Origin of the sequence: Pseudomonas sp. FSL R10-1350 (genome assembly GCF_009600525.1) — a bacterium.
GTDB classification, from domain to species: Bacteria; Pseudomonadota; Gammaproteobacteria; order Pseudomonadales; family Pseudomonadaceae; genus Aquipseudomonas; species Aquipseudomonas helleri.
Genome location: NZ_WIVR01000001.1, coordinates 213,269 through 231,662 on the forward strand (window position 1 = coordinate 213,269; position 18,394 = coordinate 231,662).

Sequence of the window (18,394 nt, forward strand, 5' to 3'; positions counted from 1 at the left end):
CCGCGATGAACGCGGCGATGGGGAGCAATCTGCCTGCTGTGGATCAATGAGCGCTGTATTGCCCCAGACTGCCAATCATTGATGCCAGAGCGCGGTCGAACAACGGGCGGTCATCCAGTAACGAAATCGTCCCGCTGCGCAGTTGGCCGATCAAGTCGATGCGACTCTTTTCCACCACTTTCACACCACTGCGATTGACAAAAATGTGCCGACCTTCGGGCTCCATAATCGCAATCAGTTTGCAGCGCTGGCGGCAGGTCGGGTTGGTTTGCAGCTCGATCCAGGTGCCAATACGTAGCTGGCTGACCAGCAGCAAACCCAAGTGATCCTGCTCATCCAGCGCTGACGCCAGGCCAGCCTCCAACGGGCGCAACCGGCGTGCCTGTAACTGCTCGCGGGCACGGGTGCGGTGCTCAAGCTGCTCGACCAGCCCGCGTTCGGCGTGAGTAAAGCGCAAGAAGTCATGCAGCAACTCTTCCAGCAACTCGGGCGTGTCAACGCAGGGGCAACGCGCCAGTTGCTTCAACAGCTGTTCGATTTCGCGGTACAGCGGCTCGTTGCGCACGCCCACGCTGTCATCCCAGCCAACCGCCGCATCGGCCATCACGTTCAACAGGCTGCGGGCCGGATGGCTGTCGCTGCTGAAGAAGTGCGGATCGAGCTGAGCGATCTTGAGCATGGGCTCTTGCAACTGGCCCATGAGCTTTTTCAACGGCGGCGCGAGGTTGCGGTCCCTGCTTATATAGTCAAACAGCTTACCGACCAACTGGTTCACGTCTTCGCCCGCCACTACCGATTCGTGCTGGTGCCCGGCCTTGCTTGAGCTGCAGCAGGCGATTCCGGTCGAGATCTCGGGCAGCACGCCCGTGGCCACCAGCAACTGGTTGGCATCGGCGTAGAGGCGTGAGGTCTGGCTGAGCAGGTACTTTTCGAAGAGCTGCAACATGATCAGTTTGACCTTGAGATCAACGCCCTGATCGCGTTCAGCCTGCAAGAAGTACTCGCAGAGCATGGCCGGACCCAACGGGTTGGTGTGCTCATTGAGCGTCACCCAACTCAAGGTGTTGAGGCGCGTGGTCAAGTGGCACAGGTCGAGCTGATCCCGGGCCAGCACTTGAGTGACCATCGCATTGATCGCTTGATCACGCTCGCTATCGACAATGACCAATGAAAAGGCGCTCTGTGTCGGCACAGGGTCCTGCAAGGCGCTTTCGCTGGTATCTGGCTGGGTCAGTTTGAGGAAGGCGAAAAACAGTCGTTCAAGAAAGCCGCGTTCGATGTTTTTACGCTTGAGCCGCACGTCGCGCATGGCTTCAAAATACAGGCTTTGCTCGGCGTCACTGCGGGCCTTGTCGGCCATTGCAAACAGGGTTTCGTCGGCATTGTCGAACAGCACTTGCAGCTCGTATTTCAGTTGCTGTGCGGCCTTGTCATGCACCTGCAACAGGATCACAGGCAGGCGGGTAAGCGGCGAATGCATCGCCAACTCCGTAGAGGTCCTGTAGCCAGGCCCCACTTTCCCGTCATTTTGCATCCTGCCCTCCAGTAATGGTTTCTTCGCTGCCCCGTGAAATGCACGTGACTCATGGGTCACGCCTGACGCTCACAGACAGTTACCGGCAAGTGTTTGCACACTCGCCGGCAGGTCGAAATCAGAACATCACTTAGTGCGTCAAAGCTATGACGCCAAATAGAAGGCGGATTATCGGTAAAAGAACTCGCTTGTACCAGTCACACTCGGCATTTCAATGAGCGAGCGGACAAATTAATCCTGAAACTGCCAAAAGCCGCACAGTTAGGCGTGTTATTCCTGCGCTGCATGCGCCTTGGGTTCCGCAGCGGCATAGTCATATAATCGACGCACTTTGTTTGTGGAGCGCGTTATGCCGAATTTACATCTGGCCGACCTCACTGCCGAAATCGAAGCCAACGTGCGTCGTGCGTTAGCCGAAGACCTGGGCAGCGGCGACATCACTGCACGACTGATACCCGCCGAACGTCTGGCCAAAGCGACGATCATTACCCGCGAAGCAGCCGTGATCAGTGGCACCGCCTGGGTCGACACTGTGTTTCGCCAGCTTGACCCGCGGGTGGCCGTGCACTGGCAAGTGGTCGACGGCGAGCGCGTGAGCCCCAACCAAGTGTTGTTTCATCTCGAAGGCCCTGCCCGCTCGTTGCTCAGCGGTGAACGCAGCGCCCTGAACTTTCTGCAAATGTTGTCGGGCGTTGCGACCCACGCGCAGTCATTGGCCGACAAAGTCGCAGACACCCAAGTCAAGCTGCTCGACACCCGCAAAACCTTGCCGGGCCTGCGTCTGGCGCAAAAATATGCGGTGACCTGTGGCGGCTGCCATAACCATCGCATTGGTTTGTACGACGCCTTCTTGATCAAGGAAAACCACATCGCGGCCTGTGGCGGCATCGCCGAGGCCATCAACGCCGCGCACAAAATCGCGCCTGGCAAGCCGGTGGAAATCGAAGTCGAAAGCTTGAGCGAACTCAAAGAGGCGCTTGCGGCGGGTGCCGACATCATCATGCTCGACGAACTGAGCCTGGATGACATGCGCGAAGCCGTGCGCATCAACGCGGGCCAAGCCAAGCTTGAAGCCAGCGGCGGGATCAACGACGCCACCTTGCGCCCGATTGCCGAAACCGGCGTGGACTACATCTCGATCGGTGCCATGACCAAAGATGTCAAAGCGGTGGACCTGTCGATGCGTTTGAGCATCTAACCACCATCACCTGTAGGAGCGAGCTTGTCTCGCGATCTTTTAAACATTCAAAAGATCGCGAGGCAAGCTCGCTCCTACAGTCATTACGCCAGCGAAAAACCCTGGCTGCGTTCTTCATGCTCAAGCAGCCATTGCTTGGCCGCCAACCCGCCACCAAAGCCGGTCAGGGTGCCGTTGCTGCCGATCACTCGATGGCACGGGATGATGATCGGAATCGGGTTACGCCCATTGGCAGCACCCACCGCCCGTGAGGCTTTGGGCCGCTGGATCTGCCGGGAAATCTCCCCGTAGCTGGTGGTCGTGGCATACGCAATGGTGGTCAAGGCTTGCCACACCGACTGCTGAAACGCCGTACCCTGCGGTTTGAGGGGCAGCTCGAAGATCAACCGCTCACCCGCGAAATATTCGTCCAACTGGCGGCGCACTTCGGCCAGTTTGTGCGGCGCATGCTCCCAGCCGTCCAGCGGCGTGTGCGGGCGGCGGTCCAGTTCAAAGCGGACTTCGCGAAGGCCTTCATCGTCCGCCACCAAAAACAGCGGGCCAATCGGTGAAGGCATTTGGTCGTAATACACCTGGGTCATGTTGGCTCCTTGCGCGCCGCAGCCGAATCGGTGGCTGCACGCCATAAATACATCACTGAGTAGGCACGCCATGGGCGCCAGCTTTCGGCCAGGGTTTGCAACGCTTTGGTGCTCACCGGCTCGCCCAGCGGGTTGGCCTCGCGGCGCAGGATCAAGTCCGCCGCCGGGAACGCATCGGGGTGTTTAAGCACGCGCATGGCGATGTAATGCGCGGTCCATTCGCCAATGCCCGGTAGCCGCACCCAGCGGTTGATAAAGTGCTGCAACGGTTGTTCAAGGGCAAAGTCGACTCGCCCGTCAAGCAAGGCGCGGGCAATGCCTTGAATGGTGTTGATGCGGGCCTGGGTAATACCCATTTGGCCCATGTCGGCGTCCGCCAATTGCTCGGGGCCAGGGAACAGCCGGTTCAAATCAGCCCCAGCAACCGGCTCAATCGCAATGCCGTAGCGCTGCACGATGCGACTGGCGAGTGTGCGCGCCGCAGCCACGCTGACTTGCTGCCCCAACACGGCGCGTACCGCCACCTCAAAACCGTCCCAACCACCTGGCAACCGCAAGCCGGGGTAGCGCTCGATAACCGGCGCCAGCAGCGCGCTGGCACTCAAGGTTCGGGCGATAGCCAGCGGGTCGGCGTCGAGGTCAAACATGCGGCGAATCCGCGTGACCACGCTGAGCATCTGACTCGGCGGCACATTCAGTAGCTCCAGTTGCAATGCATGCTGTTCGCCGGGCCAGGCGCTGACCCGCAGCCAGCCCGGCGCCGCCGGATCGCCCATTACTCGCTGATAACTCTGTGCATCCACCTGCTCGATGCCCGGCAAAGCCCGGGTCTGCAAAAAGCCCAGCAACGCTTGAAAATCGTACGGCGGACGAAAGCCCAGGCGCAGTACCAAGGCCTTGTCAGCACGGGTTTTAGGGCTACGCCTGAACGCCCTTGGCTCGGCATGGTTGGCTTCGGCAAACGCGGCATTGAAACGGCGCAGGCTGCGAAAACCCGATGCCATGGCCACTTCGGTAATCGACAGGTCGGTCTCGGTCAGCAGTTGTTTGGCGAACAGCAACCGCTGGGTGGCATGCACCGCCATCGGCGGCGCGCCCAAATGCTGGACGAACAAACGGCGCAATTGCCGGGCGCCAATGTGCATGCGCTCGGCCAGCGCCTCCAGCGAGTGGTCGGCCAGATAGCCTTCATTAATGAGCTTGAGCGCCCGCGCCACCAAATGCTCGCCGTGCAGCCACAACTGGTTACCCGGCGCCAGCTCCGGCCGACAGCGCAAGCACGGGCGAAAACCTTGAGCCTGGGCGGCGGCAGCGCTGGGGTAATAGACCACATTCTCGGCTTTGGGCGGCCGCGCCGGGCATACCGGGCGGCAATAGATGCGTGTGCTGAGAACCGCGGTAAAAAACACCCCGTCAAACCGCGCATCGCGGCTTAAACGGGCGATTTCACAGGCGGCGGTGCTGGGTGCGGGAAGGCTGTCTTGTGTGTTCATGAGCCGCAGAATAGCACCGGGTTTTTAGCGGTTCTCGCCATTTTCGGACGTCAATGTCCGGGCTGCCCACCACAGAATTACCCGCTACTTGCACGCCCCCTTCTCCAGGCATGTACCGCTTTGGCTCCACACCAGTGTGCCGCCCGAGCTGCTCAGCGATGGGGTCATGACGCTGGTCCAGCCACCCGCGGCCTCGGTGCCGGTCATGGTGATCACGCCGTCAATCACGGTCATGCCAGCCGCCAGGTTGTCCGTCGGATCGGCCGGGCCAGGAATGCCATGGCTGCCGGCGTCGCAAACGCTCAAGTCATTGCTCTCGCTGTAGCACAGGGCCACTGCCGTCTTGTACGTATTGCTGATGGAGTTCAGTTCAGCGAAGCGGGCCTTCATGGTGTGCTCGTGGTAAGCCGGTAACGCGAACGAGGCGATCAAGCCGATGATCGCAACCACGATCATCATTTCGATCAGGGTGATGCCGAGTTGTTGTTGTTTCACAAAAAGTCTCCAAACGTGGGACGCGGCCCAGCGGCCAAACGCCATAACCGTGCCAAGCCTGCAAAAAAGTGCGCACAGGCTATCAAGGTTAGCGGGCGGATGCTCCCTCACTGCATGGCAGACACCTTTGGACACGCTCCAGTGAGTCGCTCAGCGCCCGGCGCATCTAGCCTTCAGACTCACAGCCCAACAGGGCGAGCCGCTCTTCAAGGATGAACGCATGGCAACACAGCCAGTTAAAACCGGGGTATACCGCTGGGAAGGCACCGACCTCAAGGGCACCCCTGTGAGCGGCGAAACCAGTGCCCAAAGCCTGGCCATGATCCGCGTTCAGCTACGCCGCCAAGGTATTACCGCAGGTAAAATCCGCCGTCATAGTGACCGCGAGCCGCGCAGGGGCAAATCGATCACCGCACTGGAAATCTCACTGTTTACCCGCCAACTGGCCACGCTGATCAAAGCGGGCATCCCGCTGCTGCAAGCCCTCGAGGTCATCGCCAAAGGCTTCGAGCACATGACCATGCGCCAATTGGTCAGCGAGCTGAAGCAGGACATCAGCGCGGGCATCAACCTGGCCACGGCGCTGCGCAAAAAACCGGCGCATTTCGATGCGCTGTTTTGCAATCTTGTCGACGCAGGCGAGCAGGCCGGTGCTCTGGATGTCGTGCTGCAACGGGTGGCGGCCTACAAAGAAAAAACCGAAGCCCTGAAAAAGAAGATCAAAAAGGCCATGACCTACCCCATCGCCGTGGTGCTGGTGGCACTGGTGGTCAGCGCTATTTTGTTGATAAAGGTGGTACCGCAGTTTCAAGGCGTGTTCAGTTCTTTTGATGCCCAATTGCCCGCCTTCACCCTGGCGGTGATCGCTTTGTCCGAAATGCTGACGCAACACGGCGCTTGGCTGTTTGGCGGTGGCTGCCTGATTTTTTTCGCGCTTGGCCATCGCTATAAACGCTCAGAAGCCCTGCGCCAGCGGGTTGATCGATGGCTGCTGAAACTGCCGGTCATCGGCAGCTTGCTGCGGTTGTCAGCCATCGCCCGCTTTGCCCGCACCTTAGCCACCACCCTGGCGGCCGGTGTTCCGCTGCTCGAGGCCTTGCGCGCCGTTGCTGGTGCGACGGGCAATCACGTGTACAAAGAGGCGGTACTCAGGCTCCAGCAGCACGTGGCAACCGGTAGTCAAATTCATGTGGCCATGGGCGCGACGGGCGTGTTTCCGGGCATGGCGATTCAGATGACAGCAATTGGCGAAGAATCCGGCACATTGGATGACATGCTTAATCACGTCGCCACCTATTATGAGAGCGAGGTCGACAGTGTGGTCGACAACCTGACAACGTTGATGGAGCCGCTGATCATGACGGTTCTCGGCGTTTTGGTGGGCGGGCTGGTGATCGCCATGTATTTACCGATTTTCAAACTGGGCCATGTCATTTGAGCACGATCGAAGTTTTCACCCTGTCTCCCGGCGCCTTTATTGCCTGCACCCTGGTGCTTGGCCTGCTGGTGGGCAGTTTTATCAATGTGCTGGCATGGCGGTTGCCCAAGATGCTTGAGCAGGACTGGCAGACGCAGGCCCGCGAACTGCTTGGCCTGCCCGCCCCGGCCAAAGGCCCTGTGTATAACTTGATGCTGCCGCGCTCACATTGCCCGCACTGCCAACACACTTTGCGCGTATGGGAGAACATTCCGCTGCTGAGTTACCTGGTGCTACGCGGCAAATGCTCGCAGTGCAAAACCGCCATCAGCCTGCGTTACCCCCTCACCGAGTTGACCTGCGCGGTCTTGTCGGGCGTGGTCGCATGGCATTTCGGGCTGACCCCGCAAGCAGGCTGGATGCTGCTGTTGACCTGGGGCCTGCTGGGTATTTGCCTGATCGATCTCAAGCATCAAATTGTCCCGGACGTGCTGGTATTGCCCCTGATGTGGCTGGGTTTGCTGCTTAACACCTTCGAGACCTTTACCGGCCTGACCCAGGCTGTATGGGGTGCGGCGCTGGGGTATCTGAGCCTGTGGTCGATTTTTTGGCTGTTCAAGCTGCTCACCGGCAAGGACGGCATGGGCTATGGCGACTTCAAGTTGCTGGCGCTGTTCGGGGCTTGGGGCGGCATGGCGATTGTGCCGTTGACGATTGTGCTGTCATCGCTGCTGGGCGCGATGGTGGGGCTGACGCTGCTGGCTTTGCGCCGGGCGCAGGCCTCAACGCCCATCCCGTTTGCACCGTATCTGGCAATTGCCGGCTGGATTGCATTGCTCTGGGGTGGTCAAATGGCCGACTTCTATTGGCAGATTTCGGTTTGAAATGAATACCCCCTCTTCCAAACCCTGGATTCTCGGCCTCACCGGCGGCATCGGCAGCGGCAAAAGTGCCGCCGCCGAGCACTTTGCCTCGTTGGGCGTGCACGTAGTCGACGCCGATCATGCGGCGCGCTGGGTGGTCGAACCCGGACGCCCGGCACTGGCGCAAATCGCCAAGCACTTTGGCGATGACGTGCTGCAGGCCGACGGACAGCTCAATCGCAGCGCGCTGCGTAGCCTGATTTTCAGCGACCCGCAGGAGCGCCAGTGGCTCGAAGCCCTGCTGCACCCGCTGGTGCGTGAAGAGATCGCGCAAAACCTGGCCCAGGCTCAATCGCCCTACGCCATTTTGGTGTCGCCGCTGTTGATTGAGGCCGGGCAACACAAGACCACCCAACGCGTACTGGTGATCGACACCCCGCAAGCCCTGCAAATTCAGCGCACGTTGTTGCGCGACAACACCAGTGAAGAGCAAGTGCAGGCTATCCTCAAGGCCCAAGCCAGCCGCGAAGAGCGCCTGCGCCATGCTGATGACGTGTTGGTCAACGACACTGACCTCAACGCGCTCAAGTCCGAAGTTGAGCGCTTGCATCACTTTTATTTAACTCTGCATGGAGGCCAACCATGACCAAACCCCCAATGACCGTAGACTGCCCGACGTGTGGCGTCGCAGTGCAATGGACAACCACCAATGCCTTCCGGCCGTTCTGTTCGGACCGTTGCAAACTCATCGACCTGGGCGCCTGGGCCAGCGAAGAACACAAGATCCCGGTGGCCCCGGACGCTGAAGACGAGTTGTTTTCAGAAGACTTGCCAACACGTCTGCATTAATCGTGAAGCCTGTGGGGGTGCAATTGAACGTTCCACCCCCACACTTTCAGTTACACCTGTTTCAAGGCTAAGCTGCGTGCATGGACGACTCTGATTACTTGCGCCTGCTTACGAGTCAGGCCGAACAAGCCAATGCCTTTTTATCCAATGCCCGCAAATGGGAGCGTGAGCGTTGGGTATGCCAACGGCTGCTTCAGGGCTTGAATATTGCCTACCACACCGAGGACTTCACTCAAGCCAGCCAGGAACCGCCCGACGTATTGTTTGGTGAGGCGCGTTTTGAGGTGTTCTTTGTGCTCGATGAAGGCCGTCGTCTCAACGATGAATGGCGCGAAGAACTCCAGCGCCGTCGCAGCGCTTACTCCTTGAGCCAACTGGTGCGCCGCGAAGCGCGGCCCAAGCGGATCCCGGCCAGCAAGCTGTTGCAACGTCTGGGCCCCACGCTGCACAAAAAAGCCAAGAACTACCAAGAGCGCGACATCGACTTGGGCCAATTGGATATCGTCGCTTTTTCCAGCCTCAAACGTGAGGTGCTGGACCTGAACAGTCATTTCCCGCCGCCCACCGAGTATTTGCGCCAGGGCTGGCGCTCGCTTTCACTGGTGGGGCCAACCTTTGCCCGAGTATTGTTCGCCCAACCGGATGCGCCAGATTTTTTGCGCAACAATCTGGGCCGCAGCATTATTTTCGATGTCGGGATCAGTTTGTGAGCCCAAAGCGGTTAATTGAAAACACCCTCGTTCGTCTACACGACAAACTGAGAGTCGAGCCGTTGAGCTGCAACCGTTATGCTGGCTTTGATCCTGATGGCGCTAATGCTGTAGCTTTGTCACACCCTGCAACGTCTATCTGACGGGGCACTCTTTATGCCTGGCCCCATAACCCAGATGACCCGTTGCACACCGAATTCCAGGTTCTCCGGCGCTTTGAGCTGCTTTGCGCTCGCCCGGATAACCCGCGCACCGATTTTTTTAAGCCTTGTGAGTGATACCTATGACCCATCGTATTGTTATCGTCGGCGGCGGCGCTGGCGGTCTGGAGTTGGCGACCCGCCTGGGCAAGAGCCTGGGCAAGCGCGGCAAAGCCAACGTCACGCTGGTGGACGCCAACCTGACCCATATCTGGAAACCGCTGCTGCATGAAGTCGCTGCTGGCTCGCTGAACTCATCAGAAGACGAACTCAACTATGTGGCCCAAGCCAAATGGAATCACTTCGAATTCCAGCTGGGGCGCATGAGCGGGTTGGACCGTGAGCTGAAAAAGATCTCATTGTCGGCGACCCTCGACGAAAACGGGCAAGAACTGGTGCCTGCGCGCGAGTTGAGCTACGACACGCTGGTGATTGCCGTGGGCAGTACCACCAACGATTTCGGCACCAAGGGCGCGGCTGAACATTGCTTGTTTCTGGATACCCGCAAGCAGGCCGAGCGCTTCCATCAGCAATTGCTCAACCACTATCTGCGCGCCCATGCCGGACAAACAGATGCGGTCGAAACCATCAGCGTGGCCATTGTCGGTGCCGGTGCGACCGGGGTCGAACTGGCCGCCGAACTGCATAACGCGGCGCACGAACTGGCGGCATACGGCCTGGACCGCATCAAACCTGAAAACATGCACATCACCCTGATCGAAGCCGGGCCACGGGTGTTGCCTGCATTGCCTGAGCGCATTGGCGGACCTGTGCATAAAACCCTGGAAAAACTTGGGGTTAAAGTGCTGACCAACTCGGCCGTCAGCGAAGTGACCGCAGACAGTCTGGTGACCGCCGATGGGCAAGTGATTCCCGCGAGCCTGAAAGTCTGGGCAGCCGGTATTCGTGCGCCGGGCTTTCTCAAGGATTTGGCGGGGCTTGAGACCAACCGCATCAACCAATTGGTGGTGCTGCCGACCCTGCAAACCACTCGCGACGAGAACATTTTCGCCTTTGGTGATTGCGCGGCCTGCCCGCAACCGGGCAGCGACAAGATGGTGCCACCGCGCGCGCAAGCGGCTCACCAACAGGCTTCATTGCTGGCCAAATCGTTGAAGCTGCGCCTGGAAGGTAAAACGCAATTGCCGGACTACCACTACCGCGATTACGGCTCGTTGATCTCGCTGTCGAGTTTTTCGGCAGTGGGTAACTTGATGGGCAGCCTGATGGGCACCGTGATGCTGGAAGGCTGGTTGGCGCGGATGTTCTACATTTCGCTGTACCGCATGCACCAGATGGCGCTGTATGGCACGTTCCGTACGTTGATGCTGATGCTGGGCAGCAGAATCGGACGCGGCACCGAACCGCGCCTGAAACTGCATTAACCGCAGCCGCTGTCCAAGCACGAGGCGCGGCCTCATGCCTGGACAGCGACCACAGGTTTCAACGCCCTGCGTGGTTCCCTGCTTCCGCCTCACGGCCTTTAAAGCCGTGGGGTTTGTGGTCTTCAAAAAACTTCACGTTGCGCGCAAAGTCTTCCAGCAGCAGCTTGGCCATGTCGATCGACAGGCCTTGTCTGACCAGAATCCGCTGCACCACGACGTCTTCAACATTCGCCGGTAGGCTGTACGCGGGCACCAGCCAGCCACGAATACGCAACCGGTCAGCCAGGTCATACAGGGTGTAATTGGTGTCGGCGCCCGGCTTCAAACGCCAGGTCAGTGCCGGGATCCCGAGCTTGGGGTCGCCACTGAAGAGCATTTCAAACGGCCCGATCTTGACCAGTTCACGTGCCAGGTACTGCGCCGTGGCATAGCATTCCGAGTGAATACGCTCGTAGCCCTCACGCCCCAGACGCAAGAAGTTGTAGTACTGGGAAATAATCTGCCCGGCCGGGCGCGAGAAGTTCAGGGCGAAAGTCGGCATGTCGCCGCCCAGGTAGTTCACGTGGAAGATCAACCCTTCTGGCAGGTCCTGCGCATCGCGCCAGACCACCCAGCCCGCCCCCAATGGCGCCAGGCCGAATTTGTGGCCGGAGGTGCTGATGGATTTGACCCGGGCAACACGGAAATCCCACAGCACTTCAGGCGCACAGAACGGGGCCAAGAATGCACCGCTGGCGCCGTCGACGTGAATATCCACGCTCAGGCCGGTGCGTTTTTCCAGCTCATCGAGGGCATCTGACAGCGGCTGGACCGTCTCGTACAAGCCGGTAAAGGTTTGGCCAAACGTCGGCACCACTACGATGGTGTTCTCATCGACCCGGCCGTCGAGGTCTTCCGGGGTCATGAACCAGTGGCCTTCGGACATCGGCACTTCGCGGATTTCTACGTCCCAATAACGGGCGAACTTATGCCAGCACACCTGCACCGGCCCGCAGACCATGTTCGGGGTGGCAGTCGATTTGCCAGCGGCTTTACGTGCAGCACGCCAGCGCCACAGCGCAGCCAGACCGCCGAGCATGCAAGCTTCGCTGGAACCCACGGTGGAGGTGCCCAAGGTGCTCGCCGCATCAGGGGAATGCCATAAGTCGGCCAGCATATGAATGCAACGGCTCTCAAGCTCCGCCGATTGCGGGTACTCGTCTTTGTCGATCATGTTTTTGTCTATCGACAAGTCCATCAGCCGGTGCACTTCATCTTCTGCCCAGGTTTGGCAGAAAGTGGCGAGGTTCTGTCGGGAGTTACCGTCCAGATACAACTCGTCGTGGACCAATTGGAAAACCTCGCTTGCGACCTGCTCCGACTCCGGGAAGCGCTTGATCGCGGCGGCATGATCCAAAGTCGATGAACCAAAAATAGGGTCAGTCGCAGAGTGACGCTTGACGCGGTGCAGTGCCATGAAAACTCTCCTTGAGTAATAAGCAACACAACTGAACCTACCGCTTGCCACCGGCTCAGCATCGACCCATGCAGCTTAGCCAAGCATTTGGAGTTTGCTGTCCGATTTACGATCAACGCTTTTTTTCCGATCTATAGTCTTCGTTCCTGTACTGAACTCACGGAGCGAGCGTAATGAAGCGAAAAGTCACGACTGCCGACGCCACCGTCACACAGGCCCTGGAGGAAGCCTTGAAACGCTTCGCCAGCAACCACCACGGTAAAAACGCCAGTTACATCCCCTATCTGGCGTCTGTCCCTTCGCAGTTGTTCGGCATCAGCATCATGTTCTGCGACGGCACCCATGCCGAGGTCGGAGACACCGATTACGAATTCGCCATCGAGTCGATTTCCAAAGTCTTCACCCTCGCCCATGTGCTCGACGAATACAGCCCGCAAACGTTGCGCAGCAAGATTGGCTGTGACCCGACCGGCGAGCCTTTCAACTCGGTGGTCGCGCTGGAATTGCACAAAGGCCGACCGCTCAACCCGTTTGTAAACGCCGGCGCCATGGCCACCGTCAGCTTGATCAAGGCCGAAAACCCGCAAGTGCGCTGGGAGAAAATCCAGGCCACTTACAACGCCTTTGCCGGGCGCGAGTTAAGCGTCAACGAAGAGGTATACAAGTCCGAAGCCGCCAGCAATCAGCACAATCGCGGCATTGCCTGGTTGCTGCAAAGTTACGGCTACATGTACGCCGATCCGATGGAAGTCTGCGCCGTGTACACCCGCCAATGTTCGGTGTCGATCACCTGCCAGGATCTGGTCACGATGGGCGTGACACTGGCCAATGGCGGGGTTAATCCGCTCACCGGTAAACGCGTGGTAGAGGCCAAAAACGTAGCGCCGATACTGTCCGAAATGACCTTGAATGGCCTTTATGACACCACCGGTGACTGGTACTACAAAGTCGGTTTACCCGGCAAAAGCGGTGTTGGCGGCGGGATTCTGGCCGTTGTACCCGGGGTGTGCGCCATCGCCGCCTTTGCTCCGCCACTGGATGTAGCAGGCAACAGCGTTCGCGGCCAATTGGCCGCTGAATATCTCAGCCGCACGCTCAATCTGAGCTTGCTGCACTGATCAGGAAGATTAAGGGAGGCGCAAATGGCTACGACCAGCAAAGCAAAAACTTACATGTCATGGCTCACCATCTGTTTCATGATGGTGGCCGCTGTTGCCAGTATCCGCTCACTACCGACCATGGCCGTTTATGGCCTGGGCTCTATTTTTCTATATGTGATTCCAGCCCTGTTGTTCTTCATCCCCGTGTCACTGGTGGCCTCTGAACTGGGCACCGGCTGGAATGGCGGGATTTACGGCTGGGTGAGGCAAGCGTACGGCGACCGTCCAGGCTTTTTTATCATGTGGTTCATGTGGGTACAGGTGGTGGTGTGGTACCCCATCGTGCTCGGATTTGCAGCCAGTACCATGGCCTACTTGATCAACCCGGACCTGCCAAAAGCGGGGTGTTCACGGCGGCGGTGATCATCGTGTTGTATTGGTTATCAACGTTTGTCGCGCTTAACGGCCTGGGTGCGCTGTCCAAGCTGACGTCCTGGTTCATGTTGCTGGGCACGGCCCTGCCTGCTGCCGTGCTGGTATTGCTGGGCGTGGCTTGGCTGGTACTGGGGCACAAGTCTGCGGCGCCATTAACCCTGGACGCGCTGATCCCGGCCATTTTCGACACTTCCACCACGGTTAAGGCAGGCCCGCACAACCTGCACTCGGACTTGTGGCGCGAATTCACCGGGGTGATTACCGGCCTGGTGTTGATTGTGAGTAACTTTTTGGCGTTTGCCGGTATCGAAATGAACTCCATCCACGCCCGCGAATTGCGTAACCCGCAAAAAGAAATGCCGCGTGCGATTCTTTTGGCGTTCTTTATGATCCTGCTGGTGTTCATCCCGCCGACCGTGGCGATTTCGCTGGTGGTACCGGCTGACTCAACCAGCCTCACAGCCGGCGTGATTCAGGCCTATGCCGCTTTCTTTGCAGGGTTCAACATGCCGTGGGCGACGCCGATCATGGCAATTTTGCTGATTATCGGGGCGTTGGGCGGAGTACTGGCCTGGACGGCAGGGCCTTCGACGGGTCTGTTGTTTGTGGGCAAGGCCGGGATGCTCCCGCCTGTGCTGCAAGAAGTGAACAAAAAAGGCGTACAGAAAAATATTTTGTACCTGCAGGCCGTGATCGTCACGTTGCTCTCAACGATTTACATCTTTATCGACAACGTGTCGGATGCGTTTTGGATGATCAGTGCGATGGCGGCGCTGATGTACCTGATTATTTATGTGTTTATGTTCCTCTCCGCCATGAAGCTGCGTAAAACTCAGCCCAACGTTAAACGCGGCTATGTCCTTAAAGGGCTGCATGGCTGGTGCTACCTGGGGTTGTTCTCGACGTGTGTGGCGCTGGTGTTCGGCTTTATCCCGCCGAATAACTTCAGCAGCATGCCGTTTTTCGAGTACGCAGGGGTCTTGTTGATCGGGCTGGTGATTGCTGGCGTGCCGCCGTTCATCTTCTATGCGGTGCGCAAACCGTCATGGCAGATGGTGCCAAAAGCCGAGGCCGATCAATATTCAGCGGCATTGCAAGACCTGCAGGACGCCGACGCCAAGGCCGCGAAGGCGTGATGGGCCTGTAGTCGCTGCCGAAGGCTGCGATGGACCGCATCGCGGTCCTGCTTAAAACCGAAGGCCTTTCGGGCCTTATCGCAGCCTGCGGCAGCGACTACAAGGTCGCGGGGAACCGGGTTTTCTACAGGCATAAAAAAAGCGTCCCGAAGGACGCTTTTTTTATGGCCTCTGATGCGATTGGCATCAGTACCTGATTTTTCACACCCATTACTGCCGGGCAGAAAATGGTCGGGGTAAGGGGATTCGAACTCCTGACATCCTGCTCCCAAAGCAGGCGCGCTACCGGACTGCGCTATACCCCGGTAAAAAAAAGGCACCTTCAAGAGGCGCCTTCTGCGATCAGCGCTTTTGGCCTCTGATCTTAAGATCTAGCTCCAGCGAACTGGAGCCAAAAATGGTGGGTCGTGTGGGATTCGAACCTACGACCAATTGGTTAAAAGCCAACTGCTCTACCAACTGAGCTAACGACCCAAAAATGGTCGGGGTAAGGGGATTCGAACTCCTGACATCCTGCTCCCAAAGCAGGCGCGCTACCGGACTGCGCTATACCCCGGCTTGAAACTGGCTCCACGACCTGGACTCGAACCAGGGACCCAATGATTAACAGTCATTTGCTCTACCAACTGAGCTATCGCGGAACTATTTGTTTCAATTTACAACGTTACTGCTTTACATCTTTGCAATTCTCTTTGACTTCATCGCATCGCTGCGTTGGCGTCTCTGAGGCGGGCCATTTTACAACCTTTCAAACCCTTGTCAACCCTTTTTTTTCCTTAGAAGACAATGATTTAGGTCTTCTAATGGGCTTCTTGGTTTGGGCCAAGTTGCCGTTGCGGGTGACTTACTGCGGGGCGCATCTTACAAGCGTTTTCCTTACAGATCAACACCCTAAGTAAAAAAAGGCCTCACTGAGTGAGGCCTTCCTTAAAACACGGGTCTTGAGCCTTATGCGAAGACGATTTCGTCGTCTTTCACACTGGCCACTACCGTGGTGCCTGGCAAGAACTGACCCGAAAGAATCAGTTGTGCCAGAGGGTTTTCGATCCAGCGTTGAATCGCACGTTTGAGTGGCCGTGCGCCATACACCGGGTCGTAACCCACAGCGATCAACTTGTCCAACGCATCCTGGTTCAGTTCCAGCGTCAGGTCACGCTCAGCCAGACGGCTGCGCAGACGACCCAGCTGGATCTCGGCAATGCCTGCGATCTGATCACGTGCCAGAGGCTCGAAGATCACCACTTCGTCGATCCGGTTCACAAACTCCGGACGGAAGTGCGTACTCACCGCATCCATCACCGCAGCGCGTTGTGCTTCACGATCACCGACCAGTTCCTGGATCTGTGCAGAGCCCAGGTTGGAGGTCATCACGATCACCGTGTTGCGGAAATCCACCGTACGGCCATGGCTGTCAGTCAGGCGACCGTCTTCAAGCACTTGCAGCAGCACGTTGAACACATCCGGGTGCGCCTTCTCGACTTCGTCCAGCAGCACCACCGAGTAAGGCTTGCGCCGTACTGCTTCGGTCAGGTAACCGCCTTCTTCGTAACCCACATACCCTGGTGGCGCACCGATCAGTCGAGCCACGGAATGTTTCTCCATGAACTCGGACATGTCGATCCGTACCATTGCCTCTTCAGTATCAAAGAGGAACTCGGCCAGCGCCTTGCACAACTCGGTTTTACCGACACCGGTTGGGCCCAGGAACATGAACGAGCCGCTTGGACGGTTCGGGTCACTCAAGCCAGCCCGCGAACGACGTACCGCGTTCGCCACGGCCACCACGGCCTCGTCCTGACCAATCACGCGCTCATGCAACAGGTTTTCCATGTTCATGAGTTTTTCGCGTTCGCCTTCGAGCATTTTCGACACGGGGATACCGGTCCACTTCGAGACGACTTCAGCGATTTCTTCTTCGGTCACTTTGCTGCGCAACAACTGGTTCTCAGTCTGGTTGCTGTGCTCGTCGACCATCTGCAGGCTGCGCTCCAGGTCGGGAATGACCCCGTACTGCAACTCGGCCATGCGGTTAAGGTTGCCACCGCGGCGTGCCACTTCCAGCTCTTGGCGAGCCTGCTCGATTTTCTGCTGGATCTGGGCAGAACCCTGCACTTCGGCTTTTTCCGAGGTCCAGATTTCTTCCAGGTCAGAATACTCACGCTCATGGCGCTCGATTTCTTCCTGCAGTTTCTCGAGACGTTTTTTCGCCGCCTCATCTTCTTCTTTCTTCAGCGCCTGGGCTTCAACCTTCAGTTGAATCAAGCGGCGCTCAAGACGGTCCAGCACTTCAGGCTTGGAGTCGATCTCCATGCGGATGCGGCTGGCCGCTTCGTCCATCAGGTCGATTGCCTTGTCAGGCAACTGCCGGTCAGTGATGTAGCGATGGCTGAGTTTGACCGCCGCAATGATCGCACCGTCGGTGATCGCCACCTTGTGGTGCACTTCATAGCGCTCTTTCAGCCCCCGCAGAATCGCGATGGTGTCTTCTTCACTTGGCTCATCGACCAATACTTTCTGGAAGCGACGCTCAAGCGCTGCGTCCTTCTCTATATATTGGCGGTACTCGTTGAGCGTGGTCGCACCGACGCAATGCAGCTCGCCCCGGGCCAACGCTGGCTTGAGCATGTTGCCCGCATCCATGGCGCCCTCGCCTTTACCGGCACCGACCATGACGTGCAGTTCGTCGATAAACAGGATGACTTGCCCTTCCTGTTTAGACAGCTCGTTGAGCACTGCTTTCAGACGCTCTTCGAATTCGCCACGGAACTTGGCACCGGCAATCAGTGCGCCGATGTCCAGCGACAGCAGGCGCTTGCCTTTAAGACCATCCGGCACTTCGCCATTGATGATCCGCTGCGCCAAACCTTCAGCAATCGCGGTTTTACCCACGCCAGGCTCACCGATCAGTACCGGGTTGTTTTTGGTCCGGCGTTGCAAGACCTGAATGGTGCGACGAATCTCATCGTCACGGCCAATCACCGGGTCGAGCTTGCCGTCTTCGGCACGCTTGGTCAGGTCGATGGTGTATTTATCCAGCGCCTGACGCGACTCTTCAGCGTTTGGATCGTTGACCGCTTCGCCGCCACGCAGGTTGTTAATGGCGTTTTCCAGGGCTTTTTTGGTTACGCCCTGGCTCAACAACAATTTACCCAACTTGTTGTTGTCGTCCATCGCGGCCAGCACGACCAGCTCGCTGGTGATGTACTGATCGCCTTTTTGCTGCGCCAGACGATCTGCCTGATTCAACAGACGCGCCAAGTCCTGCGACATATTCACGTCGCCGGTTGGATTCTGAATTTTTGGCAGTTGGTCGAGCTCTTTGGTCAGCTCTTTGCGCAGGCTGTTTACATCAAAACCGACTTGCATCAGCAGCGGCTTGATCGAACCGCCCTGCTGTTCCAACAATGCTTGCATCAAGTGCACAGGCTCAATAGCCGGATGGTCATGACCAACGGCCAATGACTGGGCATCGGACAACGCCAATTGCAACTTGCTGGTTAATCTATCTATACGCATTCGTCACCTTCCTTATGAGCAGGCCG

17 protein-coding genes and 4 tRNA genes are annotated in these 18,394 nt (G+C 58.1%); 11 read left to right on the top strand and 10 right to left on the bottom strand.

Annotated features, from left to right (window positions below; all coding sequences use genetic code 11):
- Positions 1-43 precede the first annotated feature (43 nt).
- The gene (locus GHO25_RS00955) at positions 44-1,480 is read right to left on the bottom strand and encodes a DUF1631 family protein (RefSeq protein WP_372240910.1); all 1,437 of its coding nucleotides are present in this window, start codon (positions 1,478-1,480) and stop codon (positions 44-46) included.
- A gap of 403 nt (positions 1,481-1,883) precedes the next feature.
- Here GHO25_RS00955 and nadC point away from each other — a divergent pair, with 403 nt between their 5' ends.
- The gene (gene nadC / locus GHO25_RS00960) at positions 1,884-2,732 is read left to right on the top strand and encodes a carboxylating nicotinate-nucleotide diphosphorylase (protein ID WP_048367315.1); all 849 of its coding nucleotides are present in this window, start codon (positions 1,884-1,886) and stop codon (positions 2,730-2,732) included.
- A gap of 83 nt (positions 2,733-2,815) precedes the next feature.
- Here the strand turns inward: nadC and GHO25_RS00965 are convergent, their stop codons facing one another.
- From GHO25_RS00965 to GHO25_RS00975, 3 genes are all read right to left on the bottom strand, one after another.
- A complete protein-coding gene (locus tag GHO25_RS00965) occupies positions 2,816-3,313 on the bottom strand; it encodes a methylated-DNA--[protein]-cysteine S-methyltransferase (protein ID WP_153389606.1) in 498 nt (165 codons plus the stop codon).
- Entirely contained in the window at positions 3,310-4,806 is a 1,497-nt protein-coding gene (locus GHO25_RS00970) for a DNA-3-methyladenine glycosylase 2 (RefSeq protein ID WP_153389607.1), read from the bottom strand. The genes GHO25_RS00965 and GHO25_RS00970 overlap by 4 nt, the downstream gene beginning before the upstream one ends.
- Before the next feature lie 84 nt (positions 4,807-4,890).
- Positions 4,891-5,301, bottom strand: coding sequence for a prepilin-type N-terminal cleavage/methylation domain-containing protein (locus tag GHO25_RS00975; protein WP_227024818.1), 411 nt, complete (start codon positions 5,299-5,301; stop codon positions 4,891-4,893).
- A 220-nt stretch (positions 5,302-5,521) separates the two neighbouring features.
- Here GHO25_RS00975 and GHO25_RS00980 point away from each other — a divergent pair, with 220 nt between their 5' ends.
- The 6 genes from GHO25_RS00980 to GHO25_RS01005 all read left to right on the top strand — a co-directional run bounded on the left by GHO25_RS00980 (position 5,522) and on the right by GHO25_RS01005 (position 10,725).
- A complete protein-coding gene (locus GHO25_RS00980) occupies positions 5,522-6,739 on the top strand; it encodes a type II secretion system F family protein (protein ID WP_153389608.1) in 1,218 nt (405 codons plus the stop codon).
- Complete coding sequence (locus GHO25_RS00985; protein WP_153389609.1) at positions 6,736-7,602, top strand: A24 family peptidase; 867 nt, start codon at positions 6,736-6,738, stop codon at positions 7,600-7,602. Before GHO25_RS00980 ends, GHO25_RS00985 begins: the two co-directional genes overlap by 4 nt.
- A gap of 1 nt (position 7,603) precedes the next feature.
- The gene (coaE, locus tag GHO25_RS00990) at positions 7,604-8,227 is read left to right on the top strand and encodes a dephospho-CoA kinase (RefSeq protein WP_048367327.1); all 624 of its coding nucleotides are present in this window, start codon (positions 7,604-7,606) and stop codon (positions 8,225-8,227) included.
- On the top strand, positions 8,224-8,430 hold the full coding sequence (gene yacG / locus GHO25_RS00995) for a DNA gyrase inhibitor YacG (RefSeq protein ID WP_048367331.1): 207 nt from the start codon (positions 8,224-8,226) through the stop codon (positions 8,428-8,430). The genes coaE and yacG overlap by 4 nt, the downstream gene beginning before the upstream one ends.
- Positions 8,431-8,510: 80 nt before the next feature.
- A complete protein-coding gene (locus GHO25_RS01000; RefSeq protein WP_048367338.1) occupies positions 8,511-9,140 on the top strand; it encodes a DUF1780 domain-containing protein in 630 nt (209 codons plus the stop codon).
- Positions 9,141-9,423: 283 nt separating this feature from the next.
- A complete protein-coding gene (locus tag GHO25_RS01005; RefSeq protein WP_153389610.1) occupies positions 9,424-10,725 on the top strand; it encodes an NAD(P)/FAD-dependent oxidoreductase in 1,302 nt (433 codons plus the stop codon).
- Between the two features lie 58 nt (positions 10,726-10,783).
- Here GHO25_RS01005 and GHO25_RS01010 read toward each other — a convergent pair whose 3' ends face one another.
- Complete coding sequence (locus GHO25_RS01010) at positions 10,784-12,181, bottom strand: glutamate decarboxylase (protein WP_048367344.1); 1,398 nt, start codon at positions 12,179-12,181, stop codon at positions 10,784-10,786.
- A gap of 173 nt (positions 12,182-12,354) precedes the next feature.
- On the opposite strand from GHO25_RS01010, the gene glsA reads away from it, so the two are divergent.
- From glsA to GHO25_RS01025, 4 genes are read left to right on the top strand one after another with little or no spacing between them, the layout of a single operon-like run.
- The gene (gene glsA / locus GHO25_RS01015) at positions 12,355-13,299 is read left to right on the top strand and encodes a glutaminase A (RefSeq protein ID WP_048367346.1); all 945 of its coding nucleotides are present in this window, start codon (positions 12,355-12,357) and stop codon (positions 13,297-13,299) included.
- A gap of 24 nt (positions 13,300-13,323) precedes the next feature.
- A complete protein-coding gene (locus GHO25_RS26440; protein WP_256677128.1) occupies positions 13,324-13,704 on the top strand; it encodes an amino acid permease in 381 nt (126 codons plus the stop codon).
- A 5-nt stretch (positions 13,705-13,709) separates the two neighbouring features.
- Positions 13,710-14,852, top strand: coding sequence for an amino acid permease (locus tag GHO25_RS01020; RefSeq protein ID WP_372240911.1), 1,143 nt, complete (start codon positions 13,710-13,712; stop codon positions 14,850-14,852).
- Positions 14,853-14,881: 29 nt separating this feature from the next.
- Positions 14,882-15,049 carry a hypothetical protein gene (locus GHO25_RS01025; protein WP_153389611.1) on the top strand — a complete coding sequence of 56 codons (168 nt, stop codon included), beginning with the start codon at positions 14,882-14,884 and terminating at the stop codon, positions 15,047-15,049.
- A 31-nt stretch (positions 15,050-15,080) separates the two neighbouring features.
- Here the strand turns inward: GHO25_RS01025 and GHO25_RS01030 are convergent.
- From GHO25_RS01030 to clpB, 5 genes are all read right to left on the bottom strand, one after another.
- Positions 15,081-15,157 (bottom strand) — tRNA-Pro (locus tag GHO25_RS01030).
- A 93-nt stretch (positions 15,158-15,250) separates the two neighbouring features.
- Positions 15,251-15,326: transfer RNA gene (locus GHO25_RS01035), tRNA-Lys, on the bottom strand.
- 5 nt (positions 15,327-15,331) lie between these two features.
- Positions 15,332-15,408, bottom strand: a tRNA-Pro gene (locus GHO25_RS01040).
- 9 nt (positions 15,409-15,417) lie between these two features.
- Positions 15,418-15,493 (bottom strand) — tRNA-Asn (locus tag GHO25_RS01045).
- Positions 15,494-15,800: 307 nt separating this feature from the next.
- A complete protein-coding gene (gene clpB / locus GHO25_RS01050) occupies positions 15,801-18,368 on the bottom strand; it encodes an ATP-dependent chaperone ClpB (RefSeq protein WP_048367348.1) in 2,568 nt (855 codons plus the stop codon).
- Positions 18,369-18,394: the final 26 nt, after the last annotated feature.